At 42.9% G+C, this 19,937-nt stretch carries 10 protein-coding genes; all 10 read right to left on the reverse strand.

Annotated features, from left to right (window positions below):
• Positions 1 to 4: 4 nt before the first annotated feature.
• The 10 genes from DWX23_RS06735 to DWX23_RS06780 all read right to left on the reverse strand — a co-directional run bounded on the left by DWX23_RS06735 (position 5) and on the right by DWX23_RS06780 (position 19,522).
• Positions 5 to 1,672, reverse strand: a complete 1,668-nt coding sequence (locus DWX23_RS06735) for a RagB/SusD family nutrient uptake outer membrane protein (protein ID WP_122373893.1) — start codon at positions 1,670 to 1,672, stop codon at positions 5 to 7.
• A gap of 12 nt (positions 1,673 to 1,684) precedes the next feature.
• Positions 1,685 to 4,870, reverse strand: coding sequence for a SusC/RagA family TonB-linked outer membrane protein (locus DWX23_RS06740; RefSeq protein ID WP_233587515.1), 3,186 nt, complete (start codon positions 4,868 to 4,870; stop codon positions 1,685 to 1,687).
• Positions 4,871 to 5,184: 314 nt separating this feature from the next.
• On the reverse strand, positions 5,185 to 6,207 hold the full coding sequence (locus DWX23_RS06745) for a FecR family protein (RefSeq protein ID WP_122373895.1): 1,023 nt from the start codon (positions 6,205 to 6,207) through the stop codon (positions 5,185 to 5,187).
• A gap of 70 nt (positions 6,208 to 6,277) precedes the next feature.
• Positions 6,278 to 6,856 carry an RNA polymerase sigma-70 factor gene (locus DWX23_RS06750; protein ID WP_122373945.1) on the reverse strand — a complete coding sequence of 193 codons (579 nt, stop codon included), beginning with the start codon at positions 6,854 to 6,856 and terminating at the stop codon, positions 6,278 to 6,280.
• A 126-nt stretch (positions 6,857 to 6,982) separates the two neighbouring features.
• Positions 6,983 to 10,222: a S41 family peptidase gene (locus tag DWX23_RS06755; RefSeq protein ID WP_122373896.1), complete on the reverse strand. Its 3,240-nt coding sequence runs from the start codon at positions 10,220 to 10,222 to the stop codon at positions 6,983 to 6,985.
• A 235-nt stretch (positions 10,223 to 10,457) separates the two neighbouring features.
• Positions 10,458 to 11,123 (reverse strand): MIP family channel protein, encoded by a 666-nt coding sequence (locus tag DWX23_RS06760; protein ID WP_122373897.1) that lies wholly within the window; start codon positions 11,121 to 11,123, stop codon positions 10,458 to 10,460.
• A 207-nt stretch (positions 11,124 to 11,330) separates the two neighbouring features.
• The gene (locus DWX23_RS06765) at positions 11,331 to 13,193 is read right to left on the reverse strand and encodes a DUF4838 domain-containing protein (protein ID WP_122373898.1); all 1,863 of its coding nucleotides are present in this window, start codon (positions 13,191 to 13,193) and stop codon (positions 11,331 to 11,333) included.
• A gap of 119 nt (positions 13,194 to 13,312) precedes the next feature.
• The gene (locus tag DWX23_RS06770) at positions 13,313 to 14,947 is read right to left on the reverse strand and encodes a RagB/SusD family nutrient uptake outer membrane protein (protein ID WP_122373899.1); all 1,635 of its coding nucleotides are present in this window, start codon (positions 14,945 to 14,947) and stop codon (positions 13,313 to 13,315) included.
• Positions 14,948 to 14,959: 12 nt separating this feature from the next.
• Positions 14,960 to 17,992 carry a TonB-dependent receptor gene (locus DWX23_RS06775; RefSeq protein ID WP_122357188.1) on the reverse strand — a complete coding sequence of 1,011 codons (3,033 nt, stop codon included), beginning with the start codon at positions 17,990 to 17,992 and terminating at the stop codon, positions 14,960 to 14,962.
• Positions 17,993 to 18,013: 21 nt separating this feature from the next.
• On the reverse strand, positions 18,014 to 19,522 hold the full coding sequence (locus DWX23_RS06780; protein WP_122373900.1) for a hypothetical protein: 1,509 nt from the start codon (positions 19,520 to 19,522) through the stop codon (positions 18,014 to 18,016).
• Positions 19,523 to 19,937: the final 415 nt, after the last annotated feature.

Genomic DNA, 19,937 nt, shown 5'->3' on the forward strand with positions numbered 1-19,937 from the left:
GCTATTATTCATATCCTTCATTCTGTTTTAAATTTGGATTTTTATCGAGTTCGGCCTGCGGGAACGGTAAATATCGGTTATGCGTACGGAATGCACGGTCTTCAATCTTCCGCAATGATTCATTGGATGCCGTTGAAGTATCAACGGTTGCTCGTAAATCACGATCCGGCTCATTCACATTGACAGTTCCTATCATACGATATAATGTTCCGTTCAACCGGGTTTCTGCCAGCATTTTTCCATTTTGATCTTTCCAACGTAACAAGTCTGCGCGGCGTAAACCTTCCCCAGCCATTTCGATACAACGTTCGCGGCGAACCAGTTCACGAAGTTTTTCCTGTGTGTTATACTTTGCCCTGTCTACAGCGACATGACCGCAGCGTGCCCTGAGCTGGTCCAATATACTATACGCCTCCTCCAGATTTTCATTCTTTTCAATATCGATTTCAGCAATCGTCAGTAATACTTCTGCATAACGGAACAAAATCGGACAGGTATTTTCATTATCCAGCGAGGCTGAATACTGGGATAAAGGAACCGTGTATTTAGCCCAGATCATACCGGTCCGAGAAGAATTATCGGCAGCATCCATATAATCGGCATTCGAGCTACCGTCGATCGATTTATCCAATGTATTTATCACACGCTGTTTTCCATCAGAACCAACCCAATCCATTCCCGGATAGAGGATTGTCAGAGCCAACCGAGGATCTCTGTTTGCAAAAGGATGTACTGGGTCATAGCCTGATCCCTCCTCTTCCGGACGTAATCCGGACTTCATTTCATACATATCCACCAGATTCTGCGTCGGTACCATGGAAGCCCAGCCTCCATCCTGATTATTGAACATACGAATCATATTAGAAAATTCATACGTATTGCTTACATGCTGCATAGCGTATATGATCTCTTTCGATCCTTGTCCTTTTATGCTGAACATCTCCTGAAAATTCGGATCCAATTCATACTGGTTCAGATTCTGAATAGCACGGGCAGCACTCATCGCCAGGTCGAGATCCCCCCAATACAGAGCAGCACGCATCTTAATAGCCAAAGCCGTACCCTTGGCAATGCGACCACGTTGTGACGGTTTATCATTCAGGTCAGGAATAGCGGCATCCAGTTCGTCATAAACAAACTTTTTTACCGTCTCTTCCGAAGCCCGTTCAACCTGTGCTTCTGCAGACGTTTCCGGTTGATCGGTTATCAGAGGAACGCCACCATACCAGAAATTCATATGAAAATAACGATATGCTCTGATAGTACGCACCTGAGCAAATAAATCTTTCTTTTCAGCCTCGTCTGCAAAAGTTACACTTTCTGCATTTTCCAGGAATGTGTTACAACGGCGGATGGTTACATAACTATAATAATTCACCGTTGCCGCCTGTGTCATCGAACCGTTACCGGTTACTTTTAATGAACTTGTATTACTATAATTAAAACCAATATCCGAAAGGCAGTCGGCATAAAGAATATCTGTCGAACCATTTTTTGCCTCATTCCATTTATCATAGCAGGCAGTAACGGCACTCTGTACATCTTCCTCTGTCTGCCAGAAAGTAGACGGAGATAACTGATCGTATGGTTTCGTATCGAAAAAGTCATCACAGGAGCTTAATGCCGCTCCGCACACAACTAAAGAGAGAGATAAATATTTTAATGATTTCATAATTCGTGAATATTAGAAGGTTATATTAACTCCGATTGAATTTGTACATACCTGCGGATAATGAGAACCACGACCCGAGGGTGCTTCCGGATCGATATTAACCGGCAGGTTATCAAACTTGAACAGGTTTTCTCCTGAATAATAAATCTTGGCACGTGAAATTCCTATTCCCTTCAACCAACTGTCAGGTAAATTATATCCGAACTGGATATTTTTGATCCGCAGATAGTTCGTTTTGAATATCCAGAAGGTCGAATAATTCGAAGGAGTACTGTTAGTACGGTCAGACTCTGCAACACGAGGAAATGTCCCATCCGGATTTTCCGGAGACCAGGCATCAAACCAGGCAGTGGAAGGGTGAGAACTATCTCCGGTAAATTCACCGAATACCTCATTATTGAAATAACGCGATACACCACAGGCTCCCTGCATAAAGACAGACAGATCGAAATTTTTCCAGGAAGCAGACAGGTTCAAACCAAAAGTCACATTCGGCTGTTCGGATCCGGCAACATCACGGTCGGCCGAAGTCAGCTTTCCATCCCCATTCACATCTTTATATTTAATATCACCTGCTTTAAATGCATTACCGAAAGGATTTCCGTATTTTTCCGTATAAGCATCGGCTTCTTCCTGGCTTCTGAACAGTCCGTCAGCGACATATCCGTAAAAAGACTTATAGGCTGCACCTACCCGATTGATAAAATAGGCATTGTCTTTATCCACCATTTCATTTACACCGCCCAGATTCAGTATCTCATTCTTATTCACTGCCATATTTCCGGTCGCTCCAAATGTCCAATCATTCCACTGTTTATGGAAAGAAGCTGTTACTTCAAAACCCGAGTTACGCATGGCACCTACATTATCCTTATATGGATCGAGTCCGAAACTACCGGGAACAGGAACATCCATAATGATACCGGTTGTTTTACGATTGTAATAATCCAAAGTCAAGTCCAGACAGGAAAGTACACTTAAATCAAAACCAATACCCCAGTTCGATGATTTTTCCCAGGAGATAGAAGACAATTTCTGTGCTTTCTGCATTATACCTGTATTTACATTTCCGTCAAAAGGATAATTACCGCCGCTGCTTGAACCGATCGCATAAGTGATCAACCAGGGATAATAATCGTCTAAAGCCTCCTGGTTTCCCAGCTGTCCCCAGGATGCACGCAGTTTCAGAGATTGCATCCAATCACGTGCTCCTTCCATAAAACCTTCTTCAGACATACGCCATCCGGCAGAAAGAGAAGGGAAATATCCCCAACGGTTATCGGGGCTGAAACGGGAAGAAGCATCCGCTCTAAAGTTCGCTTCAAACAAGTATTTTCCGGCATAATCATAATTCACACGTCCAAAATAAGACATCATAGCCAGTTCGCGGGAATATCCCTCATTGGTTTGTGTCGACTGTGTACCGGCATTAATATCCGTCATATCATTATTCGGGAAACCCTTACGATAAGCCTTGGTATATTTATAATTATACTTTTCAATACGATAACCGACCATTGCTTTCAGATTATGGTTACCAAAACTCTTGTCATAATTCATCAACAAATCCAAAGATGTACGGTTCCATAAATAAGTCCGTTCATCCAGAGAATTAGGACCATGATATTTAATCGAATTATATTGAATATCCTTAACAAATTCTTTCCTGTCCTGAACATCGGATACATATGCCCCCTGTGCAGTAAATTTCAGACCTTTCATCACATTATAATCAACGGCCAGAATACCTGAAAAGTTCTGATTGTTACGATTCAATGTCTGATCCAGATCCAACCAGGCAACAGGGTTACCATCACCGATAGTTCCATAGGTTCCGTCTTCATTTTTATACGGTATCCAGGGAGCGATACGGTTCAACTGCCGGATAATCTGATCGGATCCTCCTCCTACGTAAGAGTTCGTCGGGTCTGCATAATCATTATGAATGAACGACATATTTGCACGGACATTGACATGATCCGATAATTTGGCATCCAGATTCGTTCGCATGTTGAACTGTTCACGGTTGCTATGCTTCATAATACCATTCTGGTTTAAGTAGCCTACCGAAGCCATGTATTTTATGTTCTCAGACCCACCGGATAAATTTATATTATGTTGGTGCATAAATCCATTTCCGGCAAAGCCCAAATCATTCCAGTCTGTATCCGGATGGCCGTAAGGATCAGTTCCGTCACGGAACAAGCGGATGTCATCTTCTGTAAAGCGGGGAGCTTTACCACTCGATTCCAACGCTTTGTTATAGTAAGTCGCAGCATCAGCAGAGTTCATTCTTTCTACAAAACCAGTAGCAGTCTGCCAACCGAAAGTGGCATTATAAGCAACGACAGGACGACCGGAACTACCGCGTTTAGTAGTAATCAAGATGACACCATTGGCTGCCTTCGAACCATAAATAGCAGCTGATGCAGCATCTTTTAGAACGGAAATAGACTCAATATCATTCGGATCGATCTGATTCATAGATCCTGATTCTATTCCGTCGATCAAAATATAAGGATCTGAATTATTGAGGGTTCCCGTACCACGCACACGTATACTGGTATTGTCGCTGGAACCAGGACGTCCCTGGCCTGCAGTAATCGTCAAACCCGGCACAATCCCCTGAATACCGGAAGCAACAGAAGTAATAGGACGTTGTACCAATTCCTGGCTGGAAATAGAAGCGACAGACCCTGTCAGATTCACTTTCTTCTGAGCTCCGTATCCCACCACAACGATCTCTTCCAGTTTCTGTGTATCCTCCATCAACTTAATATCGAAAGTAGATTGATTTTTAACCGGAACCAATTGCTCTGTATAACCGATATAAGAAATACTCAATGTAGCACCGGCAGATACTTCCAATGCAAACTTACCATCCATATCAGTAACCGTACCGTTCGTAGTTCCTTTTTCCACTACATTCGCCCCGATAACCGGTTCACCCGTTGTATCGACAACCGTACCTTTCACCGTTCGATTCTCCTGTTGCGGAGCAACTGATGTCGCTTTCAATGTCAGCACGATCAAGTTTTCCTTCTCTTTCTTATAAGTGATATCCGTACCGTACAATAACTTATCCAGCACTTCTTCCACCGGAGCATCTTTTACCGTCAGAGATACGATCTTATCCAGGCTGGATAAATCTTCATTATAAAAAAACTGATAATTCCCCGAACGTTCTATTGCCTTCAAGGCTTGTCGTAAAGTCTGCTTTTGAATACTTACCGATATCTGACCTAAGAGGGAAGGCGATATCAACAATATAAATAATACTAATTTAACCCAGCTAAATTGCCGTTTTTTAAGGACGTAAATAGTCCTGCTAATTAAATAATTCATAAATTTGTAGAGATTAAAGGTATTTACTAATTGCACTTACTATTTGCGAGATACCTAAGTGCGGTTATAAATCACGATAGGGGATGGTGCCAGGCACTGTCCCTTTATTACTCCTCTCATTCTGTGTTTTTCATATCCTATAATTTAAAAGTTAAACAACAATATATCTATTTCAATGCTTTTTCATAATATGCTTTCTGCTTCACATTCTCCCGTAAGATAATCAAGCTATCCTTCACTTCATACGACAAAGGAGAAGTCAGGGATAGTATCTGTAAAATACTTTCCAAACTGGTATTTCCGGGTGTTCCTGTAAAACGATATTTTTTTAATGATTCCGATTCAAAAACAATGCGGGTATTGTAATAGCGTTCCAGAGTGTGAACGATATTTTCAAAAGTTTCCCCTTTAAATGTCAGTTCATTGAATTTCCAATTAATATACTCTTTAGCGTTTTCCACACTACTCTTTTCCATATGCCCGGTCTGCTTATCAAAGACTATTCTTTCATTCGGATTTAATATCAGGCGATCATAACTGCTTGATACTTCAACTTTTCCAGTCATTAAAACAGTGGATATATCCTTTTCTTCTTCATAAGATTTCACATTGAAGCTAGTGCCCAATGCCCGGACTGCCAAATCATTCGTCTCCACAATAAAAGGGCGATCCTTATCGGGAGCCACTTCAAAATAGGCTTCACCTTCCAGTTCCAGGATTCTCTCTTTAGATGTAAAACGGCTTCCATAAATCAATCTTGAATCGGAATTAACCCATACTTTAGAACCGTCAGGAAGTACAACATTTGCTTTTTGCCCTTTTTCGACCGAGACAATCATATCTTGCATCTTCTGCTGTTCCATAGCATAACGATAGACTGAGATTCCGGTCAATAATAAAAGTATTATAACAGAAGCTATGCGGGCAGTCCATAGATAAATTGTACGATATTTATTCCTTTTCAGCGGTGCCTGTTGCATTTCCAAGCTGATTTTCTGCTTTATCTGCCCCAGTAATTTTTGTTGTAAATCAGTATCCATTCCGGAAGAAGCAACATCCCATTCCTCATCCATCCAATCCTGAAACGAACCTTCGCTTTTCAGCCATTGGATCAATATCTGCACCTCTTCCGGCGAAGCTTGCTTCAACAGAAACTTATCGAATAATTGTATGTAATCTTGCTTTTCCATTATTTTGTTCTATTAGGTATACAGGCAACCGGAAAAAATCCGTTACCCGACTTCTCTTATTTAACTTTTATTAATCTATTAATAAATAAAGGAGTAAAGACACAGATAAACTGTAATGCTTATTTATCTTACTACGCATGAAAGAGATAGCTTTGGTCAACTGAGATTCTACCGTGTTTTCCGAAAGATTGAGCTTCTCCGCTATTTCTTTGTTGGTTAACATATTGCGGCGACTTAATACGAATATTTCTCTACGGGCAGGTGGTAACTGGTCTATCAATGAGTCGATGTATTCTTCCAGCAGATGGTAATCAACTTCCTTTTCGGTGGTATTTTCAGTCGGCTCAGAAGTTTTAACTTTTTCCTGATAAAGATACTCCAGCATCCTATGCTGATAAATATTCACTAATTGATTTTTAGCGACGGTACACAGATAGGACCCAAAAGATTTGTCGGGATCGAGCAACTGGCGGTTTTCCCAGACTTTGACAAAGGTCGACTGCACGATATCTTCCGCCAGGTAGCTATCCCCCTTTGAAATACGCATAACAAAATTATAGAGCTTACCGCTCCAAATATTGTACAGGCATTCAAAAGACCGGGAATCTCCACTTCTAAGCTGATGAATATACAGTGATTCTTCGTTCATAATGTACATAGTTGCCTTTGCAAAGGTAAAAGAATTATTACATGATAAAAGAAAAAAGGTTACATGCTTTTGATTAAAAGCATGTAACCTTTTGCCGAAAAGCATATATACTTTCGGACTGATTTCTTATTTACTGAAATCTCTCGGAGCCGGAATCGGAGCTAACGGTTTACGGTTCTGAAGTTCTTTCATTACCTCTTCGATCGCTTTATTCAGCTGCTGGTCTTCACCGTTCCATTCTTTAATCGGATCGTTATCGATCAGGATATCCGGGTCAACACCATGGTTTTCGATGATCCACTGGCCAGTCTTCGGATCGTAGCTGGTGAAGAACGGAACGCGGATATCGGTACCATCCATATAAGGCAATGAGCCACTGATACCGACGATACCACCCCAGGTACGCATACCGATCAGCTTGCCCAGACCAAGTGCGCGGAATCCCCACGGAAATAAATCACCATCGGAAGCCGAATACTTATTAATCAAACAAACTTTCGGGCCAACCTGTACGGCATCAGGCACTGTTCCGACATGATTCGAGCCCCGGCGCATCGTCAGGCGATACGGTTCACGGGAAAGACGTTCCAGGATCATCGGGGAGACATTACCACCACCGTTCGCACGGTCGTCGATGATCAAACCTTCCTTATCCAGTTGCGGATAGAAATAACGAGAAAATTCATTCAGGCCTTCCACACCCATATCCGGGATATAGATATATCCGACGCGACCATTCGTAGCCTTATCTACCTTCTTAATATTGTCCTGCACCCAATTATAGTGATACAAAGAATATTCTTCGGCAAGCGGGCTTATTACGATCTTACGTGCACCAGCCAACTGGGGCTTGCTGTTCAATGAAAGTTCGGTAGGCACACCGGCTTTACCGACCAACAAAGAGAACATATCCTTCACGCTGTTAGTAGGAACACCGTCTATAGCCACGATGAACTCACCGGCTTTAGCCTCGATACCCGGTTCCGTCAACGGAGAACGCAGGTCCTTGCTCCAGGAAGCACCCGGTAAGATCTTTTCCAAACGGAAGAAACCACTCTTATCGCGTGAGATCTCCGCCCCCAATAAACCAGTCTGCACACGGTCCGGACGATCCAGTTCACCCGGGTTCACATAAGCGTGACCGCAGTTCAGCTCACCGATCATTTCGCCGATTACGTAATTCAGGTCCAAACGAGTTTTTACATAAGGCAGAAGGACTTCATATTTTTTCTTGATAGCTTTCCAGTCCACTCCATGCATATTCTCCACATAGAAACCGTCACGATAAGCACGCCATGCCTCATCGAAGATCTGCGCCCATTCTTTCGGATAATCGGTTGTGATCTTCATGTTGGAAAGATTCACGGCCTCACTCAAATCGACCTTACCCGAAGGAATATCGGTCACATATATCTGTCCGCCTTTATAGAACAACGCTTTTTTGCTACCGGGAGCTACAGACATGGAAGCACCGTCGGCAACACTTTCTTCTTTTTGTTTTTCCAGATCGTATACTTTCACACCACCACGGCCCCAATAATAAACTTTATTACCGTCTGCATAGAAATTTCCATAACGGGAACCAGCCAGCGGAAGCTGGATGATACGGTCGGAAATGCCATCCATATCTATCTTCACAACCGGACTTTCAGGAGCCGTTTCCTTCTTTCCATCTATTTTCGGTTCTTCTTTCTTCGCATTATCATCTTTCGCCACAGCCACTTCTGCATCTTTTTCCAGGAAAGGAGAAGGTGTTTCTTTCGATAACAATACCAGATAAACACCTTCCATATTATTATATACATGATTCCATTCCAAGGAGCCGTAAGTCGGATTAAAATCACGGGCAGAAGAGAACACCAGATATTTTCCGTCACGACTGAAAACAGGTGAATCCGAATTATACCACTTATCCGTTACAGGATATTCTTTCTTCTCCGCGATATTGTAGACATAAACAATATTGTGCTCATTCGTTCCCGGGCGGGAATAAGTCAGCCATTTACTGTCGGGAGAATAGGTTACATCCCGGATCTCAGCCATCGGATCCTGCAACAAAGTCGTTACCTGCCTGGTCGTTATATCCAGCAGGTTAACACGATTCTTACGATCTGTATAGACGATCGTTTTTGAATCCGGACTCCATACAAACGAACGGATATAGGTATCGTTGTCCTTTGTCAACTGAACAGGTTCACCGCCTGTTGCGTCCTGCATATAAAGTTCAGTTTCACCGGTACCGTCAGAAATATAAACGATCATTTTACCATCGGGAGACCATTGTGCTTCCCGGTCATGTTGGCCCGGAGAACGAGTGATATTCTTCGTTACGCCTTTCTCTACCGGCAAGTTGAACACTTCGCCACGGGCAGTCACCACAACCCGTTTGCCGTCAGGAGAGATACTGGCTTCAGTCAGATACTGAGAACCGTCTTTTATCTCACTACGCGCATAAATATTATCAGACGTCAACTTGACCTCTACCTTTTCCGGCTTCTTGGCAGTCGCATCCATTTTATAAAGATAACCTCCATTCTCAAAAACGATCGTATTGCCGTTTGCGCTCGGGAACTTCACATCGTATTCCGTGAAATTAGTCACTTTAGAAGTTTGTTTGGTCTTTGTGTTGTAAACAAAGAGATTCATCGTACGATCACGATCCGAGAGGAAGAATATCTCATCTCCGATCCACATCGGGATAATATCCTGTGCGACATTGTCCGTAATGTTTTCTACCGATTTCTTTTCCGGATTATAGATCCAGATATCATCGGCCATACCGCCCTTATAATATTTCCAGGTACGGAATTCACGCATCACGCGGTTATAAGCCAACTGTTTTCCGTCCGGAGAATAGCTACAGAAACCACCTTCCGGCAAAGGAATCACTTCAGAAAGGCCGCCTTCCTTATCCACCGTATATAATTTCCCGTCGAACCCACTACTGATACGGTTACGGTAAACGATACGGCTTCCGTCAGGAGTCCAGTTCATTACGATATTGTTAGGTCCCATGCGGTCGCCCAGGTCATCACGCTGGTTGGTTGCCGTATAGGTAACACGCAAAGGTTCTCCTCCCGTAGAAGGGATCGTGTACACTTCCGTGTTGCCGTCATACTGCCCGGTAAAGGCTATTGTCTTGCCATCCGGAGAGAAACGGGGGAACATTTCATACCCTACATGTGAAGTCAGCCGTTGTGCTTCTCCACCTGTAACCGGAACTTTGTACAGGTCGCCGGCATACGAGAAAACGATCTCATTACCATTGGTAGCCGGAAAACGCAATAAGCGCGCATCATCCGCCGCCATCAGGAAAGCGGGAACACCAGCTAAGGCTAGCAAGGAAAGAATAAGTTTCTTGTTCATGTTATATTAGTTTAGTCTACGGGCAAAGGTAGAAAAAGAGACTGACAATTTGCATCAATATCCATACTTCCACAAACTTATTGATACGTTAAAAAATATTAGTCGCGGAGGTATTTTCATTTATCCGGTATAGTAACCCAATTTACATGGCATAGTAGTATCAATTTGTCAAACAAAAAATCCCCGGAAAACAACTGTCCTCCGGGGATTGGAATATAAATGTAGTAACAAAGGATTATACCTCTTCCGTATCAATGCCTTTCCATACAAAGGCAGCAATAGCTGCACCCAGGAACGGAGCTACGATAAACAACCATAATTGAGAGAGAGCTTCACCACCCTGGAACAAAGCCGGACCGATACTACGTGCCGGATTCACGGATGTCCCGGTGATAGGAATACAAACAATATGGATCAATACCAGAGCCAAACCGATAGCAATACCGGCAAACTTGTTATTGGCTCCTTTGGATGTAGAACCCAGAACCACCAGCAGGAAGATGAATGTAAATACCGTTTCGGCGACAAAAGCCTGGACGAGATCGTGATAACCGTTCGCCCCCGTTAATGTAGTAGTCGAACCTGAATCTTTCGCTAAGATAAACAGGATGGACGAGCCGATGATCGCACCGATCACCTGGAATACCATATACATTCCCGCATCTTTTCCCGAAATCCTTTTAGAGAGCAACATACCCAGCGTAATAGCCGGATTAATATGACAACCGGAAATTTTTCCAATCGTGTAAACCATCGTCAGAACAGCCAGCCCGAAAGCAAAAGCAACACCTAACGTACCCACCGATGCAAACGGCTGAACCGTCCCTGCGAACACTGCGCTACCGCAGCCCATCAGGACAAGCACCATTGTCCCGATCATCTCTGCAACATACTTTTTCATTAGTGATCAAAATTTGTTTTTAAATAGTATTTGTATAGGAATAAATTGTTAACTATCTCGCCTTATTGACTATACTTCATATTTATTAAACATATACTTATATTACTTTGTTTTGGTTTTTTAGTTTCTATTTTCGAATATTACAGAACAACTTCAACCCGCATTTATCGGAGACATTGAGTGCTATCAGGTAAAAAATAAATGTCTCTATTTTTGATTGTAAGCATGATAGCCTTCCATCATATACTCCCAAATACCTTTTACCCAGCTTTCCACACGAGATTTTTCAATCTCATTCGAAGCGGTCTTTCGGGCATCAGCTATGTATTCACCCAATTCGTCCATCACCTCCTTTGTCCCCAGATATTTCCAGGCAAGCTCTTCAGTCTGGTGGTACTGGGCATCTTTGGTTTGAATTTCTTCAGGATAATTCTTCGGATCGCTATACACCGACTCTATCTTCAGATAAAACTGTTTCATGGCGGATGCGGCAGCACCAAAATAGTTGGTAAAAAAATCATCCAGCAAGACATCGGTATCGAGACTGGGATCATCCATCAATTTCATTGTAATATAAAAATCCAGTTGCTCGCCGGTACCACATAAGAAAATACCTTTTACCTGATCGGAAGCATACATACGAAGTTGTTCACTTGTTTTATGGATATTGAAACCCGAGAATACGTGAAAGTCCGTGACCAACCCACGTTCCGTTGGAAAACATAAATAATTCCACAGGTAAATATCCCGCCCTGACTTCTTACTTTCCTCTATCCAGGCTTTATAAAAACTCATCTCATTTCTTTCCATCCCCGGAGCCCAATAGTTTCGTGGATGCAGGCAGGGAGCAACCGATATATTATCTTCCAACTCCACATCTTTTGGCAGATAAGCATAAACATGATAAGCCAAAGCTGCAATCTTTTTATCCGGCACTTCCTTTTTGACTTCCCGGGCTACATTATTAATAAAGTTCCACATATAATGTGTGGCCGTTCCGCAATTAAAATGCTCTCCAACAATATTCTCTTTATCCAAAGCCAATTCCTGTTGACAGGCATTGCAGGTACACCAGCTGGCATTATCCAATGGGACAACTGCAAAATAATCACCCAGGGCAACCTGTTCGGCAATAGTTCCTCCTCCCTTAAAATAATTGACGGCATCCTGGGCTACTTGCCTGATAAATCCAGGATTGGTATAGCAGAATTGCCGTTCAGAAGCTCCTCCGCCACGACCTTTGGCAAAGTATTCGGGATGTGTTTGCAAAAAACGGGCCTGATAGCCGGTAAAAGCATGGTTAGAGGCCCATTTACGCCCTCCTATCCGCAAGCGGCGGAGAAAAAGTTGCTGCATTTCTACACTGGCTCCTATATATTGGTCTTTAATAAGCGGCCAATCGAAAGTATATGTTGTATGGCGATGTTTGATTGCCGGAGTCCGGCGAATTTGTTGTCGATCGATTTTTATTTTCTTTGCGGCGGGAATAAAGACATTCTCCGGATGGGGACCGAAAAAACGTACCCCCAGGAAACGTTCGATGAAGTCGTAAACAGCATAGCAGGTGCCTTGTGCATCATAGATAGAAGGAAGAGCAAACATAACGTCTTTTACGGAAGAATCACCGGTTGCAGCTGCATAGTTCAGTACAAGCCGATCTTTTTCCGGAGAAAGACCGTTATTGTCCCGTCCTTTATTACGTTCGGCATCCGACTGATAGTCTTCATCCTGACCGATCAAAACGATATGTCCGGAAGTGATGGCGATCAAATATTCCTGTTCTTCAAAGGGTCTATCCGGATATTTCATTTTTTCTGTGTACGCACTTTTTCCAACAAAGATGGCTCTGGTCTTTTCAGAGGGTAATTCGGAAATAATCTCCGGACAAAAACCTGTTGTTTTATGAATGAAATACTGTAACTCTGTTGCTGCCAACCGGACAGAACTGGTCGGATCAGAACTGATCACAATGCAAGCATTATCGAAGGTAAAACTTTTTTGTTCCTGTATACATCCGGACAGAAGAAGTGCACAACAAAAGGAACAAAAGGTCAAAAATCTTATAATCATATCTTTAACTATTAATATACATCATTTTCTCTATAAATATCAAGCCGGAAGTAAGAGAGGCTGTTCAAGATTTGTTGAACAGCCTTACTCTTTTTCTCCCAATATTGATTTACAGACTTTTATTCGTTACCAAAATAACCCTTGTTTTGAGTCATATTTTTATTCGCCAGAATTTCCGACTGCGGGATAGGATATACTTCATTTTTGCCGGAAATAAAGATTCGTTCTTCAATTTGGATCGGCTTACCTGTATCAGGATGAATAGCTCCGAAGATAGGACCTTCCATTACTTCTTTCACTATTCCCCACCGACGGATATCCAGATAACGCGTTCCTTCAAAGGCTAACTCAACTCTCCGTTCGCGGCGCATCAACTGACGAACTTTGTCTTGCGCATTGTAAACACCGGCAGTCGCTTCTATCATATCAGCACGACGGCGAATGTCATTGATGTATCTCAGGACATCGGCATTCTGCCAATCGCCCAGTTCGATCAGAGCCTCTACATAATTCAGCAAAATTTCCGGATAACGAATAATATAGAATGCATTCGATCCGTTATACGGCTTGTTTCGGTCCAGCGGGTCTATGAATTTCTTCAGCATAAAACCGGAACGTGTTGCATTTGGCCGTCCGATAGCTTCCGGTCCGTCACTAAAAGGATTATAAGTATAACCTGTAAAAGTTGTACTGTCGCCCGGCATAATAACCGATAAACCTAAACGCGGATCTCTGTTATTATGGTATAACGGGTTACGGGAATAGATATCTAAGGAATCGGTTCCCAACTCGTCCAATGTCTTTCCTTGCTTCGTTTCAAAGGCATTGACAAACCCTTGCAATGGATGCACTGTACATTGTTGCCCTAACCCGGGACCTGCACTACGGAAAAAGGCTTCCCGCAATCCTGCAGATGTATAGAGAATACGTTCTTTATTATTCTGACCTACCGAGCGGAATAAATCGCGGAAATTCTTACCCGGATCATTGTCGGCCTGAGAAGTATAATATAATTCATATTCTCCGGAATCGATGATCCTTTTGGCTGCATCCCTGGCAATTTCATATCGTTTTGCATTCAAGGCGATGATCGACTTCAATGCATAGGCTACCGAACGGTCTACTTTGGTTTTACGACTATCGTCATATTTGAAAGGCAGATCGGCAACGGCAATTGCCCTGTCAAGCTCATTCAGCATCCAGTCGTATACCTCGCTGGCCGAAGAACGGGGCATAAAATTCTCGACCGGGGTAAGTGAATGATCAACGATAGGAATGCCTTCTTCCAAACCAAACCAACGCATTAACTCCCAATGGTAATAGACACGCAGGATAATCGCTTCCCCCCGTATTTTCTCACGTTCCGGCTCATCGACAAAGTAAGCTCTGTCCATATTCTCAAGCAGACGGCAACATTTCCGGATAATTTTATAACGCTCAGACCATAAATCTTTCATTTTGCCTTCTTCTGCTGTGACGGTACCGTTCGCTACCGAAACAATCCATCCTTCGTAATCGGCTCCATGATAAGAATTATCCGTTAATCCTTCCGCATGAACCATCGAGACATACGGTGCTGTATAGTGGTGAAATCCGTGCGGTAAATTATAACACTGTCCTAAAACGGATTCAACCTGTCCGCTGGTTTTCCAGAATTCTTCATCCGTAATACCCTGAGGATCGTCACGTGTCAAAAAATCCTCACAACTGCTCATAGCCAGAGCCAAACCCAATATATAAATATATTTTTTCATATTTGTAATCTATTAAAATGTAATATTTAAACCGGCTGAATAAGTCTTAACCATCGGATAAGTCGTATGACCTCCACGTCCTTCAGGATCTACACGACTTTCGGCAGACAAAGTGAACGGATTTTGAAAGTTCACAAACAGACGAAGGTTATTTACAAAGAATTTACGCGTCCAGTCCTGCTTGAAGGTATATCCCAATTGAATATATTTCACACGGCAATAACTAGCATCAAACTTCCAATAATCGGAAGACAGAGAGTTATTTCCCGGTGTCGGAGTCAATCGCGGGAAAAAGGCACCCGGATTTTCCGGAGTCCAATAATCCAAATGGAATTCCTGCGGAGTCGTCGAGTTTCCGTCCAAACGCAAAGGCACTGCGAAATTACCGCCATAATAGGCTTCGACACCTCTTACCCCCTGAAATAAAATTTCCAGGTCGATACCTTTCCATCTGGCAGTGATATTAGCAAAATAGTTAAACTTAGGCTCGCTGTTACCCATAATCACACGGTCGTCGGCAGTAATGGCTTTATCGCCGTTTACGTCTACATAATGGATATCACCAGGTTTCTGTCCATCGATAATGACAACGCCTTCTTTGGGAACCAGTGTGCCGTCGGCACCCGTCGTGAAATCGTCTTCCTGCAACAACCCGTTTGATTTATACATATAGAAACTATTCAAGGCATGCCCTTCGGTATGGATCGAATTTCCATTATCATAAGGACCACCGAGCAAATCGGTTATCTTGTTCTTATTCTGTGATACACCACCATAAACAGAGAAATCCCAATCTCCGAACTTCTTTGCAACATTTACACTTAGCTCCCATCCTTTGTTGTTTACACGCCCTGCGTTGATCGTCGTTGTTCCCATACCTCCGACCATTGAGTTAGGGGGTGTCAGCAAAATATCCGAGGTTCGTTTGTCGTAATAATCGAATACGATGTCAATCATTCCGTTGAACAGGCTGATATCGGCACCGATATCGAACATATTCACTTTTTCCCAACTGATGTCCGGATTACCGAATGTCGTTTCATTACCGTTACCCGGATCGATCAAGGTCTGGTATTTATATAGACCGATGTTCTCGTTGCCCAGCTGCCCGTAAGAAGCTCTCAGTTTTAAGTTATTAATCTCCTTAATATCTTTCATAAAAGACTCTTCCGATATATTCCATCCCAAACCGACAGAAGGGAAGTATCCATATTTATGTTTCTTACCGAAGCGGGAAGATCCGTCTACACGCAGGGTTCCTTCCAGCAGATAGCGGTCGTTGAATGTATAATTTGCCTTTATGAATGCAGAATGCATAGAATACTCGTTCCAGGCATCCGAATTATTCAACTCAACATTTGTACCTCCGATAGCAAACAAACGATGCTTATCTCTTTCAAGGGTATATTCCAATGTCGTACCCAGGTAATAATAGCTGGAGCGGGTCAGGCCGGCAGCAAAACGGTTTCCCCAGGTTGCCAGAAGCTGTCCGTTGTCATAGTCGAAGAAATTAAATGCATGACGTTCTTCTTTTTTGGTACTGCTATTTACACGGTAGCTGAATTGACCACGCCAGGTGAGGGAAGGGATGATAGTCCAGCGAGGCTGTAAATTCACACTGATATTATCGGTTACGTTCTGTGTGTACCCCCCTTGCTCCAACTGCGCCAAAGGGTTTTGCATGTTGGAACCATAATTGCCATAATACGTATTCGGGTCGTTCTCACGTTCCGGATATTTACTTACAATTGTCGGCGGGATACCATACAATAAGTACAACATATCCAAACCTCCCGAATCAGCCACCGAGGGCGTACGCTGGCTGGAACGTATCATATTCAGGTCGACATCGACACTGATGTTCTCCCTCAGATTAACTGTTGTATTGGCACGCAAATTCAACCGGTTATAATCATAATTATCCATAAATCCATCCTGTTTCAGATAATTACCGGTAATTGCGAAACGGGCAACATTATTACCTCCGGAAATGGAGAGCGAATGATTTTGCAACACCTGGTTTTTCCAAAGTAAATCCATCCAATCCGTGTTCGGGTAATGTAACGGATCGGTCCCAGCCTCTGTTGTTGCAATAGCCGAGCTTGAATACACCGGATCACCTCCGATATTACCATAGGCTTCATTTACCATTCGCATGTAAGTAGGAGCATTTACAAATTCAGGCATATAAGTAGCCTTCTGCACACCTCCGTATCCGCTGTAATTCACGGTTACTTTCCCCACATCCCCTCGTCTGGTTTTTACGACAATCACACCATTGGCTGCACGTGAACCGTAAACAGCCGCGGCTGCAGCATCTTTCAGTACAGTCACACTCTCGATGGTGTTCGGATCCAGCTGATTCATATCCATAGGAATACCATCTACCAGAACCAGCGGGTCGCTGTTGCCAATCGTCGATATACCACGGATTTTGATCGTGGCAGCATCGCCACCGGGAAGACCGCTTCCCTGCGATACGGAAATACCTGTAATCCCACCTTGTAATGCCTGCGATAAAGAAGTAATCGGTTTATTGACCACATTCGCTTCAATCTTAACCTGCGATATGGCGGAAATAGAATTCAGTTTACGTTCTTCCGAGATACCCGTTACCACTACCTCGTTCAACGTATTAACATCTTCCTCCAAAGAAATAACCAGATTAGCTTCACGCCGTTCCACCCTGTATTCCGCCGTCTTAAAGCCAATAAACGAGAAAACCAGTACATCTCCCTTATCGACCTCTATATCGAAAATACCGTCCATATCGGTGGTCACACCTACCGGCTTGCCCTTCACTGTAATATTCACACCCACCATCGGCATCGGATTGGCCAGTTTTTCATATACCTGCCCGCGGATTCTCAACTTCGACTGAACGGATTGTAACACGGAAGAGACCTTCTCTGACGATTGTTCTGATACATTTTCCGCAGAAGCATTTGCTGCCCCCAGCAAAGAAATACCGGTAATCCCCCAAAACAGCGAATAATGCCGCAACCGAAAGATCACATTTGCACAATTAGTTTTTGTTTTTCTCATAATAACACGTTTAAAATAAGATTATTCCACAATAAATAAAGTTCCGGTTCCACCTTTCAACAAGAATTTGTAGGTCGAACCTTCTTCTGTTCTGTTCACGGCTTCCAGCTCCTCTTTTTCACCGGTTTCCGTGTTGATCCAATAGAGTTTTTGATTGTCAAAATCAGATAAATCGAGCGTGAGTGTCACCATCTGGCTAAGGGCTGTTGCCTCTTGTTCCAATTTCGATGCCATACCGTTAGTCACCATAAAGAAATCGGCATTCTGTTTCCTGAAAAAAGAGGGATCGCCCTGTTCTTCTTTCGGTATAATATCGAAATAACCCAGATAGAGGTCGGCACCGTCATCCGCCTCAAGTCCGTCAATAAAAAAACGTCCGCAGATTTGCTTGATACAACTACCTGCCGGATTGAAAACATCGACATTATCCGGTTGCCCTTCCGAATAACGGGAAGTTCCGGCGACATAACGTACATCGGATGTTTTCAGGCGAACCAGGTAATCACCCAGATTCAAACATTCCTTATTACACTGGTTAGCCCAGGTCATGTAAATGGAAGGACGTCCCGGTATACCGTTTTCAAACAAGAGCGACCAGGGAGTCGGTGCCGTAGCTCCGCCATAGCCGTCACCTTGCAGATAACGGAACCAATTCAACCATTTTCCGCCGAATGTCAGAGTCATAAAATAATACAGGCGAAGCTGAGATTCGGTCAGTTTATAGGTACCTTGATTCACAAATCCCTGAATGTATTGTCCGAAAGCGATATACTCCTTTTTATTTCCATCCCACCCTTCCAAAGCAACATCACGATAAGTTTTCAGATGCTGGGACATGTCTCTCGCACCGATATAATCGTCGTTGTCAGAAGTATGGAAATAGTACCTGTCGTAGGTTATCAGATCCGGCAGGGCCACCTTCACATATTTGCGCAGATTGGAAGTAGACCACAATCCCGGATATTGGTTATTGTGTAACAGGGCATCCGGATAATGTTTTCTTGCCGTCAAATACCAATCTTTCAGGAAATAAAGATTCGTATCGGAGTAAACCTCTTCATCGCCAAAACAAATCGTAACCAGTTTATCGAGATAAGTTTTCTGATCGTCTGACAGGAAACCGCTTTGCTTTTCATGATCGGTGGGACCAACCTTTATCTGGTCGCCATGTGGTGCTTTCGCAATAGCCCATTGATTTCCCGGGAAATGTTTAAAAAAAGAGGTGTTGACCAGAGGAGGACCATAAAAAGTCGGACCGGTAAATCCCGTCAATGCCCAATCCGACGGCTGCATCACATAGGCCGGTTGACCTGCCTCACCTGCTAACTTGAAATTATCGGTAGCCAACCAACATTGTATCTGCAACCCATGCTTAATGAATATACGGTTACTGCGGAACCGTTCTGCAGAGATTTCTTCGATGGAGCCATTGTCGTCTTTTTTGTTGTTCTCTTTTTCCGAACAAGCCACAAACAGAAACAAGCTTCCAGTCAGAAAGAGTACCAGATATTTCCATACCTTTTGTGTCATCAGGAACATTCTTTAAAAGTTAATAATTGAAAATTTACATGCTTGAATTTCATCCGAAAGACATTGGCAAATGTAATTTTCCCTCCCAAGACAGGTTTCTGAAATATGTTTTAAACAGGTCGTATATTCTCAGCCAAAAGAAAAAATCCTACCAAAAAGGAGAAAAATCCTACTTTTTTTAAAAATAAGAGGATATATCTCACCAGATAATCTAAATTTGAGAAATAGGAGAGCGTATAAAAGGAGATTTACTGTAAGAAAAACGGCTAGCTTATGACAATTGGAAGCTGGAAAGAGAGAAAGGAGTAAAAACAAAAATACCATTAATTTTTTCAAAGAAAATCATACCTCTACCATTAGCAAACAGAGCTTACCAAAGTAAGAGGTTCGTTTGTACTATTTATTATTAAGCAAC

The sequence above is a fragment of the Parabacteroides sp. AF18-52 genome, from assembly GCF_003479145.1.
Lineage (GTDB): Bacteria > Bacteroidota > Bacteroidia > Bacteroidales > Tannerellaceae > Parabacteroides > Parabacteroides faecis.

Bases quoted from the DNA above. Each gene is read 5' to 3' on its own strand.
- DWX23_RS06735 (WP_122373893.1), bottom strand. From the start codon at position 1,672: ATGAAATCATTAAAATATTTATCTCTCTCTTTAGTTGTGTGCGGAGCG.
- DWX23_RS06745 (WP_122373895.1), bottom strand. From the start codon at position 6,207: ATGGAAAAGCAAGATTACATACAATTATTCGATAAGTTTCTGTTGAAG.
- DWX23_RS06750 (WP_122373945.1), bottom strand. From the start codon at position 6,856: ATGAACGAAGAATCACTGTATATTCATCAGCTTAGAAGTGGAGATTCC.
- DWX23_RS06755 (WP_122373896.1), bottom strand. From the start codon at position 10,222: ATGAACAAGAAACTTATTCTTTCCTTGCTAGCCTTAGCTGGTGTTCCC.
- DWX23_RS06760 (WP_122373897.1), bottom strand. From the start codon at position 11,123: ATGAAAAAGTATGTTGCAGAGATGATCGGGACAATGGTGCTTGTCCTG.
- DWX23_RS06765 (WP_122373898.1), bottom strand. From the start codon at position 13,193: ATGATTATAAGATTTTTGACCTTTTGTTCCTTTTGTTGTGCACTTCTT.
- DWX23_RS06770 (WP_122373899.1), bottom strand. From the start codon at position 14,947: ATGAAAAAATATATTTATATATTGGGTTTGGCTCTGGCTATGAGCAGT.
- DWX23_RS06775 (WP_122357188.1), bottom strand. From the start codon at position 17,992: ATGAGAAAAACAAAAACTAATTGTGCAAATGTGATCTTTCGGTTGCGG.
- DWX23_RS06780 (WP_122373900.1), bottom strand. From the start codon at position 19,522: ATGACACAAAAGGTATGGAAATATCTGGTACTCTTTCTGACTGGAAGC.